The following is a 16,549-nucleotide window of genomic DNA, read 5'->3' on the forward strand; positions in this document are numbered from 1 at the left end:
ATCATCGCCCTGATTCCGGCCCCAGGCGGCGCCGGTCCTACTTATGGTTCAACTGTTGCGTATTGCGCGTCAGGCCGCGGCTTGACGGAAGTCCGGCGCGCGTACCAGCTTGCCCATGCTGAAGACAGCCAGTCGCGGTTCGCCTACACGATCATCCACGAAACGTGCCAAACGCGGATCGTCTTCCTGCTCGGCCTGGCGACGCTGTTCGGCGTCGACCGTGCGCTGCCCGAAGACTTCATCCACCATCAACGCCACGCTGCCACCGCCCTGGCGCACGACGAGCAGTCGCGTGCGTTCGGTGGACTGCGTGCGTTCGCCAAACAGGAAGCGTGCCAGGTCGATGACCGGCACCAGGTTGCCGCGTACGTTCGCCACGCCCAGCAACCAGGCTTGCGTGCCCGGCACCGACGTCAGCGACGGCACGGCCAGCAGTTCGCTGATTTCGTCGATGCCACTGACGAACAGGCGGCTGCCGGCGCGAAAGCCAATGCCGCGCCAGAGGCCAGGAGCCTCAAGGCTTTCCGGCGTACCGGAGGCATGCGCCAAAGACAGGCGCTCGTACCGGGCGAGGATTTCGAAAGGCGAGAGCGAGGCGGTCTGGCTCATCGTCTACCTCACGCCGCGTTAGGCAAAAGGTCGTTGATGCAGGCCAGCAAGTCTTTTTCGTTGACCGGCTTGGTGATGAAGGCGCGCGCACCCTGGCGCAGGCCCCACACGCGGTCGGTCTCCATCGACTTGGTGGTGATCATGACGATCGGAATGTTGGACGTGATCGGATCGCGCGTGAGCGTGCGCGTGGCCTGGAAGCCATTCATGCCCGGCATGATGACGTCCATGATCACAAGATCGGGCTTCGCAGCGCGCACGCGCTCGATGCCGTCTTCGGCGTTGCCGATGGAATCGACCTGGTAACCCGCGCGTTCGAGCAGCGTGGTGAACACGCGCACGTCCGTCGGCGAATCGTCGATGATGAGAATATTGGCCACAGGCCCCCCTCAGACCCTGTAGTCGTCCGACTTAAACCGTAACGACATGTCGATGGATTGCACCCAGCAGCTCATCACGCGTGAACGGCTTGGTCAGATATTGTTCGGCGCCCACGATGCGGCCACGCGCCTTGTCGAACAGGCCGTCTTTCGAGCTGAGCATGATGACCGGCGTGGCGCGGAATTGCGGAGTGTTCTTGATCAGCGCGCACGTCTGATAGCCGTCAAGGCGCGGCATCATGATGTCGACGAAGATGATGGCGGGCTTCTGGTCGGAGATCTTGGCGAGAGCCTCGAAACCGTCCACAGCCGTGAGCACGTCGCAACCTTCTTTCTTCAGCAAGGTTTCGGCGGTTCGGCGAATGGTTTTCGAGTCGTCGATAACCATGACCTTGAGGCCGGCCAGGCCATTTCCACTTATGTTCAAGTTCACAACACCCCCCTGCGACCCGCCCCTGGCTCAGGTAAATCGTGCAACCGCCATACCGGTGGGCTGGCGGTGCCCTGTGAATACAAATCTGCACATCGGCGACGACGTACAGCAAACCTTCAGCCGGCAGGCACTCGTTCGTGCTGTTTACCGCCTGCCTGACGTAACGTCAAGGAGAAATCTTAAGTTAAGCGTCCTACGTCATTGAATTGAACGGTCCGTCGCCAACGGGAACCGATCGTGGGGCCGATCGGCAACGTTTCCCTCGGGCGACAATCCCCTTCAGCGAAGGCTGTGAGGAGACCACTTGATCGTTGGATCGTTCAACGCAATCTCCGGCCTGCGGGACGACATACACTTCCACGCTCATCCAAGCTGCCGTCCGGTCGATGCCGGCCGCGCATGGTGAACACGCACTGCTACCGGAGAATGACGATGGCCCTCAAGGTCGCCGTACTGATGGACCCGATCGGCTCGATCAAGATCGCCAAGGACACCACCTTTGCCATGCTGCTGGAAGCCCAGCGCCGCGGCCACAGCCTGTTCTACATGGAACAGGGCGACCTCTCCGCCCGCAGCGGCGAGCCCTGGGCGCGACTGGCGCCGCTGTCCGTGCGTGACGACCCCTCGGGCTGGTACGTGCTCGGTGAACCGCAGTGGCGCGACCTGCGCGAGATGGATGTGGTCCTGATGCGCAAGGACCCCCCGGTCGACCCGCAGTTCATCTACGACACCATGGTGGCGGAGCTGGCGGAGCGTGGCGGCGTGACGGTGGTGAACCGTCCCCAGGCATTGCGCGACTGCAACGAAAAGCTGTTCGCCATGCATTTTCCGCAATGCATGGCGCCGACCCTGGTGACGCGCGATGCCGCCGAACTGCGCGCCTTCGCCGCCGAACACGGCGAGATCGTGCTCAAGCCGCTGGATGGCATGGGCGGGCGCGGCATCTTCCGGGTGAAGCACGGCGACAACAGCCTCAACTCCATGCTGGAAACGCTGATCGCGGCTGGCCCCAAGGGCGAGCACAAGCAGTTCACCATGGCGCAGAAGTTCATCCCGGAAATCACCTCGGGCGACAAGCGCATCCTGGTGGTGGATGGCGAAGCCGTGCCTTACGCCCTCGCCCGCATTCCGCAGGGCAGCGACTTCCGCGGCAACCTGGCCGCCGGCGGCCGTGGCGTGGGCGTGCCGCTTTCCGATCGCGACCGCTGGATCGTCTCGGAAGTGGCGCCAGAACTGCGTCGCCGTGGCCTGCTGTTCGTGGGCCTGGACGTGATCGGCGACTACCTCACCGAGATCAACGTCACATCACCGACGTGTGTGCGCGAACTGGACGCGCAATTCGGGCTTAATATTGCCGGTCAGCTCTTCGATGTCGTTGAGCGGAAACGAACCGAGACCCGCGCCGCGTGAGCCAACCTGCTGTCCGCACTGGCGCCGACATGTTCGGCGCCACCATGCTTTTCTCGCTGTTGCTGCACGGCGTGCTGATCCTGGGGATCACCTTCACCTATGTGAAGGCCAAGCCCAGTCTGCCCACGCTGGACGTGACACTGGTGGACGTGGCCAATCGCGAAACGCCGGACAAGGCGGACTTCCTCGCGCAAGCCAACAACAGCGGTGGCGGCGAGAGCGACAAGGCCGCGCGACCGTCCCAGCCGGTGTCCGGCGCCCTGCCCCGTCCGTCGAACGGTGTGGCGCCGCAACCGGTGGAAGCCAGCGCCCCGCATCCTCACGAGGCCACGCCCGACAAACTGCTCACCACCACGGGCAACAGCCATTACAGCGTCAGCACGGACAGCGCCAAACTCGAGCAGACCGACCAGGACCTGCCCGAATCGCCGGACGAAGTGAAGCGCAAGCAGGAAATGGCCCAGCTGGCCGCCGAGGTGCGCGACCGCAGCGAGCAGTACGCCAAGCGCCCGAAAAAGAAATTCATCTCGTCCAACACCAAGGAATACGCCTACGCCGCCTACATGCGCGGCTGGGTGGACCGTGTCGAGCGCGTCGGCAACCTCAACTACCCGAACGAAGCGCGTCGTCGCGGCCTGCATGGCGACGTGCTGATGACGGTGACGCTCAACCGCGATGGCTCGGTGAAAGACATCGAAGTGGTGCAAAGCTCGGGCCAGCCGCTGCTGGACGCCGCCGCGCAGCGCATCGTGCGACTCGCCGCCCCCTTCCCTGCCGTGCCGGCGGACAAGGAGCATATCGACGAGTTGAACATCACGCGCACGTGGCAGTTCATGCCGAACGATACGTTGCATAGCCGCTGAGGCCACGAAACGGCTGCGCTTGCGGCCTTCGCCATTTCGTCACGTCTCTTAACCCGCGTCACGCCATAACGGGCAAGCCACGCCGACAGGGCTTACAATCCCCCCATGTCTGCTCCCCTTTCCCCGCCGCAGTCCCTCGCCGGTCAATTCCTGATCGCCATGCCCAGCCTTGCCGAGCCGCCGTTTTCGCGCGGCGTGGCCTTCATCTGCCAACACGATGAAGACGGCGCCGTCGGACTGCTCGTGAACCAGCTTTCGGAGTACCGCCTCGGCGACGTGCTCGCGCAGATGAAGCTGGAATGCAGCGATCTCGAACTCGCCGACGCGCCGGTGCTCATCGGTGGCCCCGTGCAGCAGGAGCGCGGCTTCGTGCTCCACCGCGAGCCGGGCCACTGGGAATCGAGTTACCGCGTCAACGACGAATGGTCGGTGACCACCTCGCGCGACATCCTGATCGCCATGGCCCATGGCGAAGGCCCGCGCCTGGCCGTGATGGCACTGGGCTACGCCGGCTGGAGCGCGGGTCAGCTGGAACAGGAATTGAAGGACAACACCTGGCTCACCGCCGACGCCAGCGAGCGCGTGGTGTTCCACACGCCGCTGGAAGAGCGCTGGAGCGCCGCGGCCGGCCTGGTGGGTGTCGATCCGCTGCAGTTGCCTGGTTACGCAGGACACGCATGAGCTGTGTGTTTGGTTTCGACGTCGGCAGTCGCCTGATCGGTGTTGCCGTCGGCAATCGCTTTACCGGCAGCGCGCGCGGCATCGCCGCCATCGCCGTGCGCGATGGCGAACCGGACTGGTCCAGGCTCGATGCCCTGCGCAAGGAGTGGATGCCCGAATCGCTCGTGGTCGGCCTTCCGCTGACGCTCGAAGGCGAGGAACAACCCGCCAGCAAGGGCGCGCGCCGGTTCGCCAACAAGGTGGGCCAGCGCTACAACCTTCCCGTAGCCCTGACCGATGAGCGCTACAGTTCGCAGGAAGCCGCGCAGCGCTTTGCCAGCGCGCGCGCCGCCGGACTGAAGAAAAAGCGCGACGCTGCCACCATCGACGCCGAAGCCGCCGCCGTGATCCTTGAACGCTGGCTCGCTTCCGACACCACCGGACCCTGATTCCCGACTGGACTTCCGCCCGCCATGAGCTCTCGCCTGCGCCACCTCACCACCCTGGAACACCTGCCTCGCGAGACCATCGAGCGCCTGCTCGATCGCGCGGAATACATGCGCGACGGTTGTGCTCACGGCACGCGCAAGCTGGATCTTCTGAACGGCCGCACCATTCTCAACCTGTTCTTCGAACCGTCCACGCGCACGCGGACGTCGTTTGAACTGGCCGCGCGTCGGCTCGGCGCGGACGTCATCAACTTCGACATCGGCTTCTCGTCCACCAGCAAGGGTGAAGCGCTGTTCGACACGCTGCACACGCTGGAGGCCATGCACCTGGACGCCATCGTGGTGCGCCACAAGGTGTCGGGCACGCCGGAAGAACTGGTGCGCCATGCGATGAGCGGCGTCTCGGTGATCAACGCCGGCGACGGCAACCGCGCGCACCCCACGCAAGGCCTGCTGGACGTGCTCACCATCCGCCAGCATCGCCCCAACTTCGCCCAGCTCACCGTGGTCATCTGCGGCGACGTAAAGCATTCACGTGTCGCGCGTTCGGACGTCCATGCGCTCAAGGCCATGGGTGTGAAGGAAATCCGCCTGTGCTCGCCGCGCGCCCTGATGCCGGACGAATCAGAATTTCCGGGCTGCGTGATCACCGACGATTTCGATGCTGCCGTGGAAGGCGCCGACGTGGTGATCATGCTGCGCCTCCAGAAGGAACGCATGGCCGCTACCGACCTGCCCGACGAAGCGGCGTACTTCGAGCGCTATGGCCTGGACAACCAGCGCCTCGCCCGCGCCGCCAAGGCGGCCCTGGTGATGCACCCGGGTCCGCTCAACCGCGGCATCGAGATTGCGCCGGAAGTGGCCGACGGTCCGCAGTCGCGCATCCTCGAACAGGTTGGCAACGGCGTGTTCGTGCGCATGGCGGTGCTGGCCGAGGTACTGGGGCGCTGACGCCCCACTGACGGCCGATAACCCAGATGACGCCGCGGCCTGCCAGGCCGTGGCTCACCGCGATATGTCACGAATCCGGGCATAATGCGCGGCGCAACACCACCTCACTCAAGGGATTAGACATGCGATCGACGAAGCGCATTGCCGCGCTGGGCCTTGCCGGCGTCCTGCTGGCTGCATGCCATCACAAGGACAAGGACGCGCCCCTCGCCTTCGTGCCGGCGGATACGCCGTACGTGCTGGCCAACCTCGATGTGCTCGACGACGACACCCGCAAGGCGCTGCTCGCCCAGGCCGATACGCAACTGCCGTCGGAACTGACGCAGCTGCGCTCCACGGCCGACGAGATGGCCGAGAAGGACCCCGATCTGTCGCGCCTGCTCAAGGCTGTCATCGCCGAGCTGGATGGCAAGACCATCGAGTCGTTCGCGCAGAATGCCGGCCTCAACATCAAGGGTCGCTCGGTCGTCTATGGTCTGGGCCTGTCGCCAGTGGCGCGATTCGAGCTGACCGATCCGAAGGCCTTCGACGCGTTTGTCGGCCGACTGGAATCGGCCTACGGCAAGAAGTTCGACACCGCCACGGTGGGTGGCGTGACGTATCGCAAGCATGTCGCCGCCGACAGCGGCGTGCAGATCGTGATGGCCGAAGTGGGCAAGCAGGCCGTGGCCGCCATCCTGCCGCTGGATGCACCGGAAGCCACCTTGCGCCTCGCCTTCGGCCTGGATCGCCCGGAAAAGAACCTGCAGGACGATGGCCGCCTCGACAAGCTGGCCAAGGCCAAGGACTACCAGCCGTGGGCCATCGGCCAGGTCGACCTGGTGCGTGCGCTGCCGCTGGCCGCCAGCGGCAAGGACCCGCTGTTCAACGCCTTGATCAAGGCGCGCGCGGAAGCCGAATCCGCCAAGACCGGCGAACCGGTGGCCAATCAGCTGAAGGTTTCCCCGGCGTGTGAAGCCGATGCCGCGCGCATCGCCTCCCGCGTGCCGTCGGTGAGCTTCGGTTACACCAAGCTCGACGAAAAGCACCAGGACATCCGCTGGGACGTGACGCTGGCTGACGATGTCACCAAGGCGTTCAGCGGCTTGAAGGTGGAACTGCCCGGCCTTGGCGCTGCAGGCACCGCGCCGTTCGATGTCAGCATCGCCGTGCCGATCGCCCAGCTGCGTACCTTCTGGGGCGCCCAGGCCGACGCCGTGGCTGCCAAGCCGTTCACCTGCCCGTCGCTGGCCGAGCTCAACGAAGGCTTCGCCAAGATTGGCCTGATGACGCAACAGGCGGCCGTGCCGCCGATCGGCGACCTGCTCGGCCTGCGCGTGGCACTGGACAGCTTCGAGCCGGGTGGCAGCGACGCCATGCCGAAGTTCAGCGGCCGCATCCTGATCGGCACGTCGAACCCGGCCGGCCTGGTGGCCATGGCGCAGATGGCCGCCTCGGGCCTGCAACAGCTGAAGCTGACGCCGGACGGCAAGCCCGTGCCGCTGCCGCCGGAACTCACGGCCCCGCTGGGTCGCCCGGTGTGGGCGGCGATGGGTCCGAAGGCCGTGGCGCTGGCCGTGGGTCAGGGCGAAGACGTGAAGCTCGGCGAACTGCTCAATGCCGCCAGCGGTGACGCCGGCCGCCTGGGTCGCCTCAGCCTCAGCGGCGAGATGTACCTGGCCTGGGTGAAGGCGATGGCGGAGAAGGCGGATCACATTGCCGACCTCACGGCCGCTTCGCAGCAGGACGACCCCGAAGCGCAGGCCACCGCCAAGGCCACGGCTGAGCGCTCGAAGGCCCAGTTCGAATCGATGGAAGCGCAGGCCGCGCGCATCAAGTCGCTCAACGGCGACGCTCGCATGACCAGCGATGGCTTGATCATCACCAGCCAGACCGAACTGAAGTAATTCCACCCAAGGTGGAAATGAAAACGGGGCGCCTTGGCGCCCCGTTTTCGTTACGGCGTTGCCGTTTCCTCAGATCGATACCGCAGCCCGACGCTGCTGCCTGACGATGCTCAAGCCCAGCGACACGGCCAGCAACATCACCACCACCACGAAAATGGCCAGGCCCAGGTGCTCGCCCTGCATGCCCTGCTCGAAACCGGCCGGCAGCGTATCGCCCTGCATCAGTTCCATCGCGGACATGCCGGTGTAGTGCATGCCGCAGACAGCCACGCCCATCACCAGCGCGCTGCCCAGCATTTGCAGCTTGCCGCGCAGATTGAACGCCAGCCACAGCGCTGCCATGGACGCCACGATGGCAATGCCCACCGACAACGCCACGATGCTGCCGTCATAAGTCACCTGGGCCGACGTGAGCATCGCCGCCATGCCGAGGTAATGCATGCCGGCCACGCCCAGGCCCATCAGCACACCCGCAAAAAGCAGGTTGATGAAGCGAACCTTGCCGCTGCCGACAATGGCCAGCCCGAGCGAGCACGCAACGATGGCCAGCAGCGCCGAGGCCACCGTGAGCAGCACGTCATACGTCACCTGCGTACCCATGTTGCACGCGAGCATGGCGATGAAGTGCATCGCCCATATCGCGCCGCCGCCCATCGCCGTGCCGGCGGCAAGCACCGCACCCCAGCGCTGCCGCGGGCTCTGCGCGAGTGGAATGCCGAGAGCGAACTGCAGTGCCGCGAACGATCCCAGTACGGATACGGCGTAAGACAACCCGACCAGCACCCAGTTGTAATGCTGATGCATGTCCAGCATGAAGCTTCCCCTTTGGTTGGTTACGGACGCCCAGCAATCACCGTTGCGTTTCCGTCGGCGGCGATCAGTGGGATATGTCGAACACGCACATGGGTGCGCCACTGCTGTGACAGCTGGTTTCGCGCACGAATATCGCCTTGGACTCAACCGATTCGACGAGCAGCCCTTCGATGAACCCACAGAAGAAGCGACCACCCGACGCACCACCCGGCTGGCAAAGCGGGCAGCCGCGCACATGCAGTTGATGATCGTGATGTTCCACCGTCACCAGTGTGCGCATCGCCGGCATGGCGATGCGACGAAGGGCCTCCGAAAGACCCAGCTTGGCGCCGAGCGAGAAGTCGCGCTTGTACACCCAGGCGCCCGTGCGTCGCCCGGCCAGGTACAGCGATGCATCGCGCGCCTCGTCGGCCACGGCGTATTCAAGATTGATCAGCCACGGAAAAATGCGTGGGTAATCCTTGGCCAGGCTGGGCAGCATGCGTTCCACGCGCGCCACGTCCGCGCCGGCCGCCACGGGAACCGGCTCGGCAGGCGGCTGCGCCACTTGCGCGGGCCTGGCAGGAACAGAAGGCAGGACACTGGCGACGGAAGCCGTCGCGGTGGCGACTTCTTCCACCGCGAACTGCGGCCGCGTGGATTCGAAACTGAGTACGCGCGGATGCGTGCCAAGCGCCTCTTCCAGTGCCAGCTGGCGATCGTCAGGGCCGCGCAACACCAGCGTCAGGCACGCGCCGTGCGCTTCCTGCACCAGCCGCTGACGCACGAGTACGTGGCCGTACTCCGTCACCACGCGACCCAACTCCACCAGGAGTCCTTCCCTGCGTTCGGAAACGACCCGAACTTCCAACTCGGCCATGATTCCCCCCGAAATCAAGCCAGCACGGATGTGCTTCGCTTCGCAAATCTGCCGTATAGCCGTCTATTTAACAACACGACTTTTCGATTCGGAGACGTGCGTCACAGACCATTTCTTCGTGCCGTTTTTGTGCATGTCAGCCCCGGGAAAGTCTGGTGACGCGTTCTCACGCGCGACGTGATGCGCTTCACACTTGTCTCGATTCAGGCGTCGCAACACCGTGCGAACGCAATCACCACATTTTCTTGGCATGCGTAATCGAGTGCTGAACGGATTTATCTCCCAGCCACGTTCGATTCATGCCCAGGCTGTTTGCATGGAGTCACGGATGCAGCGACGAGCGGCAACCGTCTGTCTCATGGACAGCGCTTTCCCATCACAGGAGATTCCCCATGCGCACGAACAACCTGATTCGCAAGACGCTGATCGCCGCCGGCCTGATGGTCGCCTTCTCGGCCGCGCCGTTCGCGCAGGTTGCCGCCCAGGACGCCATGAAGTCGAGCAGCAACCAGACGGTGCCGGACAAGACCGCTGATGCCTGGATCACCACCAAGGTGAAGTCCGAGCTGGCGACCACGAAGAACATCAAGAGCACCGACATTTCGGTGGCGACGATGGACGGCGTGGTCACGCTGACCGGCACCGCGACCTCCTCGGCCGAGAAGGCCAAGGTTGAGCAGGTGGCCAAGGCGGTGAAGGGCGTAAAGAGCGTCGACGCCAGCGGCCTGACCGTCAGCGATACGGCCAAGTAACCCGCGTACGTCACGCCGGACGCGGAAACGAAGAAGGAGCCCTCGGGCTCCTTCTTTTTTGAACGATGAGGCTGGGATCAGCGACGCAGCAGGCCGCCGCCGAATTGCTGGGAATCCTTGGTCTCCTCGATTTCCACGCCATCCAGGCCCTGCGACAGCGTGTGCGCATCGCCGCCCTGGGCGAGCTTGATGCGCAGGCGCACTTCGTTGGAGCTGTCCGCGTGACGCAGCGCGTCTTCGTAGGAGATCTCGCCAGCGTGATACAGCTCGACCAGGCTCTGGTCGAACGTCTTCATGCCGAGGTTGGTGGATTCCTTCATCACTTCCTTGAGCTTGTGGATCTCGCCCTGGCGGATGTAGTCCTGCACCAGCGGCGTACCCAGCAGCACTTCCACCGCCACGCGACGTGCCTTGCCGTCGGGCGTGGGAATCAGCTGCTGCGCCACGATGCCCTTCAGGTTCAGCGACAAGTCCATGAAGAGCTGCTGGCGACGGTCTTCCGGGAAGAAGTGCAGGATGCGGTCCATCGCCTGGTTGGCGTTGTTCGCATGCAGCGTACACAGGCACAGGTGGCCCGTTTCCGAGAAGTTGATGGCGTGCTCCATCGTCTCGCGCGTACGCACTTCGCCGATCATGATCACGTCGGGCGCCTGACGCAGCGTGTTCTTCAGCGCGTTGTCCCAGCTGTCGGTGTCGATGCCCAGCTCGCGCTGCGTAATGATGCAGCCTTCGTGCTTGTGCACGTATTCGATCGGGTCTTCGATGGTGATGATGTGGCCGGTCGAATTGGCGTTGCGGTAGCCGATCATCGACGCCAGCGAGGTCGACTTACCGGTGCCCGTACCGCCCACGAAGATGATGATGCCGCGCTTGGTCATCGCCAGCTGCTTGATGACGGGCGGCAGGCTCAGCTCTTCGATGGTCGGGATCTTCGACTCGATGCGACGCAGCACCATGCCCACGCAGTTGCGCTGGTAGAAGCACGACACGCGGAAACGACCCACGCCCTGCGCCGAGATGGCGAACTGGCATTCGTGGGTCTTTTCGAACTCCTCGCGCTGCGAGGGCGTCATGACGTTCAGCACCATGTCGCGCGACTGCTGCGCGGACAGCGGGCTCTGCGTGATGGGCACCACGCGGCCCTGGACTTTCATCGACGGCGGCACGCCGGCCGTGATGAACAAGTCGGAGGCCTTCTTGTGCACCATCAACTTGAGGAAGGAGGTGAAATCGAAGTCGCTCATAGGCCCTCCGGGCGGTAAATGGTAAAGCCGCCCGCCAGAGGCGGGCTGTCAATGGTCAATGGTGAAGAGATGGCAGGCATCGCCGCTTGCGCGCCCTGCGCCGCTCTTACTATTTACTGCTTACCCTTTACCATTTACCCCTTGAAAATGTCCTTGTTGCGCGCGTAGCCGATCGCCTGCTGACGTGTCACCAGGCCGCGCTTCACCAGGTCCTGCAGGTTCTGGTCCAGCGTCTGCATGCCGTACTGCTGACCGGTCTGGATGGACGAATACATCTGCGCCACCTTGTCCTCGCGGATCAGGTTTCGGATGGCCGGAATGCCCACCATGATCTCGTGCGCCGCGATACGCCCGCCGCCCACCTTCTTCAGCAGCGACTGCGAAATCACCGCGCGCAGCGACTCGGAAAGCATCGAGCGCACCATCGGCTTTTCGCCGGCGGGGAACACGTCGATGATACGGTCGATGGTCTTGGCGGCCGAGCTGGTATGCAGCGTGCCGAACACCAGGTGGCCGGTTTCCGCGGCGGTCAGCGCCAGGCGGATGGTTTCCAGGTCTCGCAACTCACCCACCAGCACGTAGTCGGGATCTTCGCGGAGTGCGGAGCGCAGTGCTTCGTTGAAGCCGTGCGTGTCGCGATGCACTTCGCGCTGGTTGATCAGGCACTTCTGCGAGGTGTGCACGAATTCGATCGGGTCCTCGATGGTGAGGATGTGGCCGTATTCGTTCTTGTTGATGTGGTCGACCATCGCCGCCAGCGTGGTGGACTTGCCCGAGCCGGTCGGGCCGGTCACCAGGATCAGGCCCTGCGGCTGCTCGATCAGTTCGCGGAAGATGCCCGGCGCGGCCAGGTCTTCCAGCGTGAGCACTTCGGAAGGAATGGTACGGAACACCGCACCCGAGCCACGGTTCTGGTTGAACGCGTTGACACGGAAACGCGCAAGGCCGGGAATCTCGAACGAGAAGTCGACCTCGAGGAATTCTTCATAGTCGCGGCGCTGCTTGTCCGACATGATGTCGTAGATCAGCGAGTGCACCTGCTTGTGCTCAAGCGCGGGAATGTTGATGCGGCGAACGTCGCCGTCCACGCGGATCATCGGCGGCAGGCCCGCGGACAAGTGCAAGTCCGACGCCTTGTTCTTCACCGAGAAGGCAAGCAGTTCGGCGATATCCATCTGGTTTCCCCTTGAACCCGATCAACTGGTGGCACATGCCCGGGGCGGTGGATGCGTCCGGGACACGGCAAGCCGGCGCGGTGCGCCGAACTCGTCGACAGGCCCTTTCCCCGTTCCCCAAGTAGCGCGCCGATACTACCCGTGCCGCGCCCCACGCCACCAGTCTTTCGTTTGGCCGTAAGCCGCAAAGTGCGGACCAGGTTGAAACTTCACGCCCCCGAGGCCGGCCGGCCCGCGCTTCCGCCAGGGGACGGCCGCGCCCCGCCTCCGGTAAGGTACGCCCCAGTTCAACGAGGATCCCGCATGACGCGTATCGCGTTCATCGGCGGCGGCAACATGGCGCGCAGCCTGATCGGCGGCCTGCTCAAGACCGGCTTTGCCGCCTCGACCATCACCGTGGCCGAGCCGCGGGCCGAGGCACGGCAGGAGCTGGGCCGCGATTTCGGGGTGGCCTGCTATGCCGAGAACCGCCTCGCCGCCGCCGAAGCCGACGTGCTGGTGCTGGCGGTGAAGCCGCAGATCATGCCGGCCATCCACGCCGAACTGCAGGACACGCTGGCCCGCCAGCGGCCGATGCTGATCTCCATTGCGGCCGGCGTGCGCATCGACCAGCTGGAGCGCTGGTTCGGCCATGCCCTGCCCATCGTCCGCTGCATGCCCAATACGCCGGCACTGATCGGTGCGGGTGCCTCCGGCTTGTTCGCCAATCGCCGCGTTGGGCCCGAACAGCGTGCACAGGCCCAGCACATCATGGACGCCGTGGGCATCACCCGCTGGGTGGACGATGAAGCGCTGATCGACACGGTGACCGGCATCTCCGGTTCCGGGCCGGCCTATTTCTTCGCCATGGTGGAAGCGCTGGAAGACGCCGCCTTCGCCCAGGGCATGCCGCGCGAAACCGCCCGCGCGCTCGCCGCGCAGACCTGCCTGGGTGCCGGCCGCATGCTGGTGGAAAGCGGCGAGGATCCCGGCGTGCTGCGCCAGCGCGTCACCTCGCCCAACGGCACCACGCAGGCCGCGCTGGAAAGCCTGTCCGCCGACCATTTTGCCCAGATCATTGCCCACGCCGTGGCAGCCGCCACGCGACGTAGCGGTGAACTCGCCGCCGCCCTGGATGACCGCCCGTGAGTTACCTCGTCAACGCCCTTTCGTTCCTTGTCGACCTCGCTTTCGGTGCCGCCGCCGCGCTGTTCGTGCTGCGCCTGCTGGCCGAGGCCAGCCGCGCGGACTTCCACAATCCGCTGAGCCAGTTCATCTACCGCACCACCAACCCGGTACTGGCGCCGATCCGGCGCGCACTGCCCAACTGGCGGCGCATCAACATCGCCGCGCTGTTGCTGGTGTGGCTGTTGATGCTGCTCAAGCGCGTGGTGCTGTTTGCGCTGCTCGGCCTGTTTCCGCACGTGCTGGGGCTGCTGGTGCTGTCCATCGCCGACACGCTGGACTTCATTGCCATGTTCTACGTGGTGCTGATCTTCATCTGGTCCTTGATGAGCCTGTTCCAGGTGGATACCTATCACCCGGTCTACCGGCTGGCCGGCGGCCTGGTGGACCCGCTGCTGCGCCCCTTGCGCGGCAAGCTGACGGCAGGCGGGCTGGACTTCGCACCGTGGGCCGTGATGATCGTGCTGATTCTTGCGCGCCTGTTGCTGGTGTCGCCGCTGACCGACCTGGGCGCGCGACTCGCGCTCGGCGTCTGAAAGGCTTCCATCCGAACTGCCTGTTGGCGGCCGTCACCCGATGGCCGGTGACGCGCACCGCTCCACTCCTTTTCGCACTTACCCCATCGCCAGGAGAACTCTCCGCATGAAAGCGAACCTGCCCCACCTGCGTCGCCGCCTGCTTGTGCTGGCCCTTGCCGCCACGTGCGCCTGCGGCGCTTACGCTGCAGCGCCTGCGGCCACCAAGCCTGACGTGGTGGCCGACCACATCGATACCTCGGTGAACCCCGGCGATGACTTCTTCCAGTTCGCCAACGGTGCATGGCTCAAGGCCAACCCGATTCCGCCCGAGGAGTCGCAGTGGGGCATCGGCCAGGTGGTGCAGGACGAGCTGTACACCAAGCTGCGCAAGATCAGCGAGGATGCCGCCGCCGACAAGGCCGCCAAGCCCGGCAGTGACGAGCAGAAAGTGGGTGATTTCTGGACCACCGGCATGGACCAGACGAAAGCCGACAAGCTCGGCGTGACACCGCTGAAGGACGAACTGGCACGCATCGACGCCGTGCACGACGTGAACTCTGCGCTCGACGAAGCCTTTGCGCTGCAGCTGCTGGGCGTCGGTCCCTTCTTCGATTTCCAGGTGTCGCAGGACGAAAAGCAGAGTGACGTGATGGCCGTGCACCTGTGGCAAGGCGGCCTGGGCCTTCCGGAGCGCGATTACTACTTCAACAAGGAACAGGGCGTCGCCAAGGTACGCGCCGCGTACGTGGAACACCTGCACCGCACGTTCCGCATGCTCGGCAAGCCGGCTGCGGAAGCCGCCCACAGCGCCCAGCAGGTGATGGCCTTCGAAACCGCGCTGGCCAAGGTGTCACGCCCGCTCGCCGACCTGCGCGATCCGCTGAAGAACTACAACAAGATGGCGCCGGCGGACCTCACCACGAAGTACACGCCGTCCATCGCATGGAATACGCGTCTGGCGGGCTGGAAACTGCCTGCGTCCACCGTGATCGTCGGCCAGCCGGAATTCTTCAGCGGCCTGCAGGCGCTGTTGGCCAAGACGCCAACGCCGGTGATTCGCGACTATCTCCGTGCGCATCTGGTCGACACCTACGCTGCCTACCTCAGCCAGGATTTCGACAACGAACACTTCGACTTCTTCGGCCGTACGCTCAACGGCCAGAAGGAACAGAAGCCGCGCTGGAAGCGCGTGATGCGCTCGGAGAACCATGCCATCGGCATGATCCTGGGCCGCATCTACGTGAAGGACTATTTCTCCGAAGCGGCCAAGCAGCGCTACAACACCATGGTCGAAGCCATCCGCACCGCGTATGGCGAACGCATCGAGAAGCTCGACTGGATGAGCCCGGCCACCAAGGCCAAGGCGCAGGAGAAACTGGCCGCCGTCACCAAGAAGGTGGGCTATCCGGACAAGTGGAAGGATTACTCCACGCTCACCATCGGTCGCGAGTCGTACGCGCAGAACATGATGAATGCGACACGCTGGGAAGCCGAGGACATGATCTCCAAGTTCGGCAAGCCGGTGGACCGCAACGAGTGGGAGATGACGCCGCAGACGTACAACGCGTACTACAACCCTTCCAACAACGAAATCGTGCTGCCTGCCGCGCAGTTCATGATCCCGGGCTTCACCGACAACCAGATCGATGACGCCGTGGTGTACGGCTACGTCGCCGCATCCACCATCGGGCACGAAATCACCCACGGCTTCGACGACGAAGGCCGCCAGTTCGACGCCAAGGGCAACCTGGTGGACTGGTGGACCAAGGAAGACGCCGCACGCTTCAAGCAGCGCGCCGACGTGATGGTGAAACAGTTCAACGCCTACGAACCGCTGCCCGGCCTGCACATCAACGGCCAGGCCAGCCTGGGTGAGAATATCGCCGACTTCGGCGGCATCATGATCGGCCTGGATGCCTTCAAGAAAACCGAGCAATACAAGAAGGGCGAAAAGATCGCCGGCTACACGCCGCTGCAGCGCTTCTTCCTCGGCTACGCCCTGGGCTGGCTCTCGCAGGAACGCGAAGAACAGCTGCGCTCCGGCCTGCTGGCCGACGTTCACGCGCCGGCCAAGTGGCGCGTGAACGGGCCGCTGTCCAACGTGCCCGATTTCTACGAGGCCTTCGGTGTGAAGCAGGGACAGCCGATGTGGCGCCCGGAAAATCAGCGAGTGAAGATCTGGTAAGCCAGACACTGCACTGAAACGCGCTGCTCCCTCTCCCCTCGGGGGAGAGGGCTGGGGTGAGGGGCCATCCTGCGAGAACATGCCCTATCCCTGTAGGAGCGCACTCTGTGCGCGACAAACCTACGGAGCGGTAACGACGAGACGCCGCGGTCGCGCACAAGGTGCGCTCCTACAGGGGGTACAGCAACATCAATGGCG

The 16,549-nt window shown here is 64.4% G+C and carries 17 protein-coding genes; 10 read left to right on the forward strand and 7 right to left on the reverse strand.

The features are described from left to right. Positions 1 to 69: 69 nt before the first annotated feature. Genes DK366_RS05710 through DK366_RS05720 form a run of 3 tightly spaced genes read right to left on the reverse strand, consistent with a single transcriptional unit; the run spans position 70 to position 1,422 of the window. Positions 70 to 609: a chemotaxis protein CheW gene (locus tag DK366_RS05710; RefSeq protein ID WP_109124579.1), complete on the reverse strand. Its 540-nt coding sequence runs from the start codon at positions 607 to 609 to the stop codon at positions 70 to 72. 8 nt (positions 610 to 617) lie between these two features. Then, positions 618 to 989 carry a response regulator gene (locus tag DK366_RS05715; RefSeq protein WP_109124580.1) on the reverse strand — a complete coding sequence of 124 codons (372 nt, stop codon included), beginning with the start codon at positions 987 to 989 and terminating at the stop codon, positions 618 to 620. Between the two features lie 31 nt (positions 990 to 1,020). Further along, a complete protein-coding gene (locus DK366_RS05720; RefSeq protein ID WP_304529331.1) occupies positions 1,021 to 1,422 on the reverse strand; it encodes a response regulator in 402 nt (133 codons plus the stop codon). A gap of 432 nt (positions 1,423 to 1,854) precedes the next feature. Between DK366_RS05720 and gshB the strand changes: the two genes are divergently transcribed. From gshB to DK366_RS05750, 6 genes are all read left to right on the forward strand, one after another. Next, complete coding sequence (gshB, locus tag DK366_RS05725) at positions 1,855 to 2,832, forward strand: glutathione synthase (RefSeq protein ID WP_109124581.1); 978 nt, start codon at positions 1,855 to 1,857, stop codon at positions 2,830 to 2,832. Further along, entirely contained in the window at positions 2,829 to 3,695 is an 867-nt protein-coding gene (locus tag DK366_RS05730; RefSeq protein WP_232820934.1) for an energy transducer TonB, read from the forward strand. Before gshB ends, DK366_RS05730 begins: the two co-directional genes overlap by 4 nt. A 105-nt stretch (positions 3,696 to 3,800) precedes the next feature. Further along, positions 3,801 to 4,376 carry a YqgE/AlgH family protein gene (locus DK366_RS05735; RefSeq protein WP_109124583.1) on the forward strand — a complete coding sequence of 192 codons (576 nt, stop codon included), beginning with the start codon at positions 3,801 to 3,803 and terminating at the stop codon, positions 4,374 to 4,376. Beyond that, positions 4,373 to 4,804: a Holliday junction resolvase RuvX gene (gene ruvX / locus DK366_RS05740; protein WP_109124584.1), complete on the forward strand. Its 432-nt coding sequence runs from the start codon at positions 4,373 to 4,375 to the stop codon at positions 4,802 to 4,804. Before DK366_RS05735 ends, ruvX begins: the two co-directional genes overlap by 4 nt. 24 nt (positions 4,805 to 4,828) lie before the next feature. Then, on the forward strand, positions 4,829 to 5,755 hold the full coding sequence (locus DK366_RS05745; protein ID WP_109124585.1) for an aspartate carbamoyltransferase catalytic subunit: 927 nt from the start codon (positions 4,829 to 4,831) through the stop codon (positions 5,753 to 5,755). 122 nt (positions 5,756 to 5,877) lie between these two features. Beyond that, positions 5,878 to 7,641 carry a hypothetical protein gene (locus DK366_RS05750; RefSeq protein ID WP_109124586.1) on the forward strand — a complete coding sequence of 588 codons (1,764 nt, stop codon included), beginning with the start codon at positions 5,878 to 5,880 and terminating at the stop codon, positions 7,639 to 7,641. Positions 7,642 to 7,710: 69 nt separating this feature from the next. Here the strand turns inward: DK366_RS05750 and DK366_RS05755 are convergent, their stop codons facing one another. Beyond that, positions 7,711 to 8,454 carry an MHYT domain-containing protein gene (locus DK366_RS05755; RefSeq protein WP_109124587.1) on the reverse strand — a complete coding sequence of 248 codons (744 nt, stop codon included), beginning with the start codon at positions 8,452 to 8,454 and terminating at the stop codon, positions 7,711 to 7,713. A 64-nt stretch (positions 8,455 to 8,518) separates the two neighbouring features. Next, positions 8,519 to 9,313: a hypothetical protein gene (locus DK366_RS05760; RefSeq protein ID WP_109124588.1), complete on the reverse strand. Its 795-nt coding sequence runs from the start codon at positions 9,311 to 9,313 to the stop codon at positions 8,519 to 8,521. A 392-nt stretch (positions 9,314 to 9,705) separates the two neighbouring features. Between DK366_RS05760 and DK366_RS05765 the strand changes: the two genes are divergently transcribed. Beyond that, positions 9,706 to 10,065: a BON domain-containing protein gene (locus tag DK366_RS05765; RefSeq protein ID WP_109124589.1), complete on the forward strand. Its 360-nt coding sequence runs from the start codon at positions 9,706 to 9,708 to the stop codon at positions 10,063 to 10,065. Between the two features lie 77 nt (positions 10,066 to 10,142). On the opposite strand, the gene DK366_RS05770 is transcribed toward DK366_RS05765, so the two are convergent. Both DK366_RS05770 and DK366_RS05775 read right to left on the reverse strand, forming a co-directional pair. Next, entirely contained in the window at positions 10,143 to 11,309 is a 1,167-nt protein-coding gene (locus DK366_RS05770; protein ID WP_109124590.1) for a PilT/PilU family type 4a pilus ATPase, read from the reverse strand. A gap of 134 nt (positions 11,310 to 11,443) precedes the next feature. Continuing rightward, entirely contained in the window at positions 11,444 to 12,484 is a 1,041-nt protein-coding gene (locus DK366_RS05775) for a type IV pilus twitching motility protein PilT (RefSeq protein ID WP_109124591.1), read from the reverse strand. A 303-nt stretch (positions 12,485 to 12,787) separates the two neighbouring features. Here DK366_RS05775 and proC point away from each other — a divergent pair, with 303 nt between their 5' ends. From proC to DK366_RS05790, 3 genes are all read left to right on the forward strand, one after another. Continuing rightward, the gene (gene proC, locus DK366_RS05780; RefSeq protein WP_109124592.1) at positions 12,788 to 13,612 is read left to right on the forward strand and encodes a pyrroline-5-carboxylate reductase; all 825 of its coding nucleotides are present in this window, start codon (positions 12,788 to 12,790) and stop codon (positions 13,610 to 13,612) included. Beyond that, positions 13,609 to 14,184 carry a YggT family protein gene (locus DK366_RS05785; protein ID WP_109124593.1) on the forward strand — a complete coding sequence of 192 codons (576 nt, stop codon included), beginning with the start codon at positions 13,609 to 13,611 and terminating at the stop codon, positions 14,182 to 14,184. Before proC ends, DK366_RS05785 begins: the two co-directional genes overlap by 4 nt. 106 nt (positions 14,185 to 14,290) lie before the next feature. Then, positions 14,291 to 16,351 (forward strand): M13 family metallopeptidase, encoded by a 2,061-nt coding sequence (locus DK366_RS05790; RefSeq protein WP_109124594.1) that lies wholly within the window; start codon positions 14,291 to 14,293, stop codon positions 16,349 to 16,351. Positions 16,352 to 16,549 lie beyond the last annotated feature (198 nt).

It is taken from the genome of Dyella sp. C11 (genome assembly GCF_003121485.1).
Classification (GTDB): domain Bacteria; phylum Pseudomonadota; class Gammaproteobacteria; order Xanthomonadales; family Rhodanobacteraceae; genus Dyella.

What these genes read in the sequence shown, in the direction of transcription:
- DK366_RS05750 (WP_109124586.1), top strand. Translation starts at nt 5,878, where the DNA reads ATGCGATCGACGAAGCGCATTGCCGCGCTGGGCCTTGCCGGCGTCCTG.
- DK366_RS05755 (WP_109124587.1), bottom strand. Translation starts at nt 8,454, where the DNA reads ATGCTGGACATGCATCAGCATTACAACTGGGTGCTGGTCGGGTTGTCT.
- proC (WP_109124592.1), top strand. Translation starts at nt 12,788, where the DNA reads ATGACGCGTATCGCGTTCATCGGCGGCGGCAACATGGCGCGCAGCCTG.
- DK366_RS05770 (WP_109124590.1), bottom strand. Translation starts at nt 11,309, where the DNA reads ATGAGCGACTTCGATTTCACCTCCTTCCTCAAGTTGATGGTGCACAAG.
- DK366_RS05790 (WP_109124594.1), top strand. Translation starts at nt 14,291, where the DNA reads ATGAAAGCGAACCTGCCCCACCTGCGTCGCCGCCTGCTTGTGCTGGCC.
- DK366_RS05745 (WP_109124585.1), top strand. Translation starts at nt 4,829, where the DNA reads ATGAGCTCTCGCCTGCGCCACCTCACCACCCTGGAACACCTGCCTCGC.
- DK366_RS05775 (WP_109124591.1), bottom strand. Translation starts at nt 12,484, where the DNA reads ATGGATATCGCCGAACTGCTTGCCTTCTCGGTGAAGAACAAGGCGTCG.
- ruvX (WP_109124584.1), top strand. Translation starts at nt 4,373, where the DNA reads ATGAGCTGTGTGTTTGGTTTCGACGTCGGCAGTCGCCTGATCGGTGTT.
- DK366_RS05710 (WP_109124579.1), bottom strand. Translation starts at nt 609, where the DNA reads ATGAGCCAGACCGCCTCGCTCTCGCCTTTCGAAATCCTCGCCCGGTAC.
- DK366_RS05760 (WP_109124588.1), bottom strand. Translation starts at nt 9,313, where the DNA reads ATGGCCGAGTTGGAAGTTCGGGTCGTTTCCGAACGCAGGGAAGGACTC.
- DK366_RS05765 (WP_109124589.1), top strand. Translation starts at nt 9,706, where the DNA reads ATGCGCACGAACAACCTGATTCGCAAGACGCTGATCGCCGCCGGCCTG.
- DK366_RS05735 (WP_109124583.1), top strand. Translation starts at nt 3,801, where the DNA reads ATGTCTGCTCCCCTTTCCCCGCCGCAGTCCCTCGCCGGTCAATTCCTG.
- gshB (WP_109124581.1), top strand. Translation starts at nt 1,855, where the DNA reads ATGGCCCTCAAGGTCGCCGTACTGATGGACCCGATCGGCTCGATCAAG.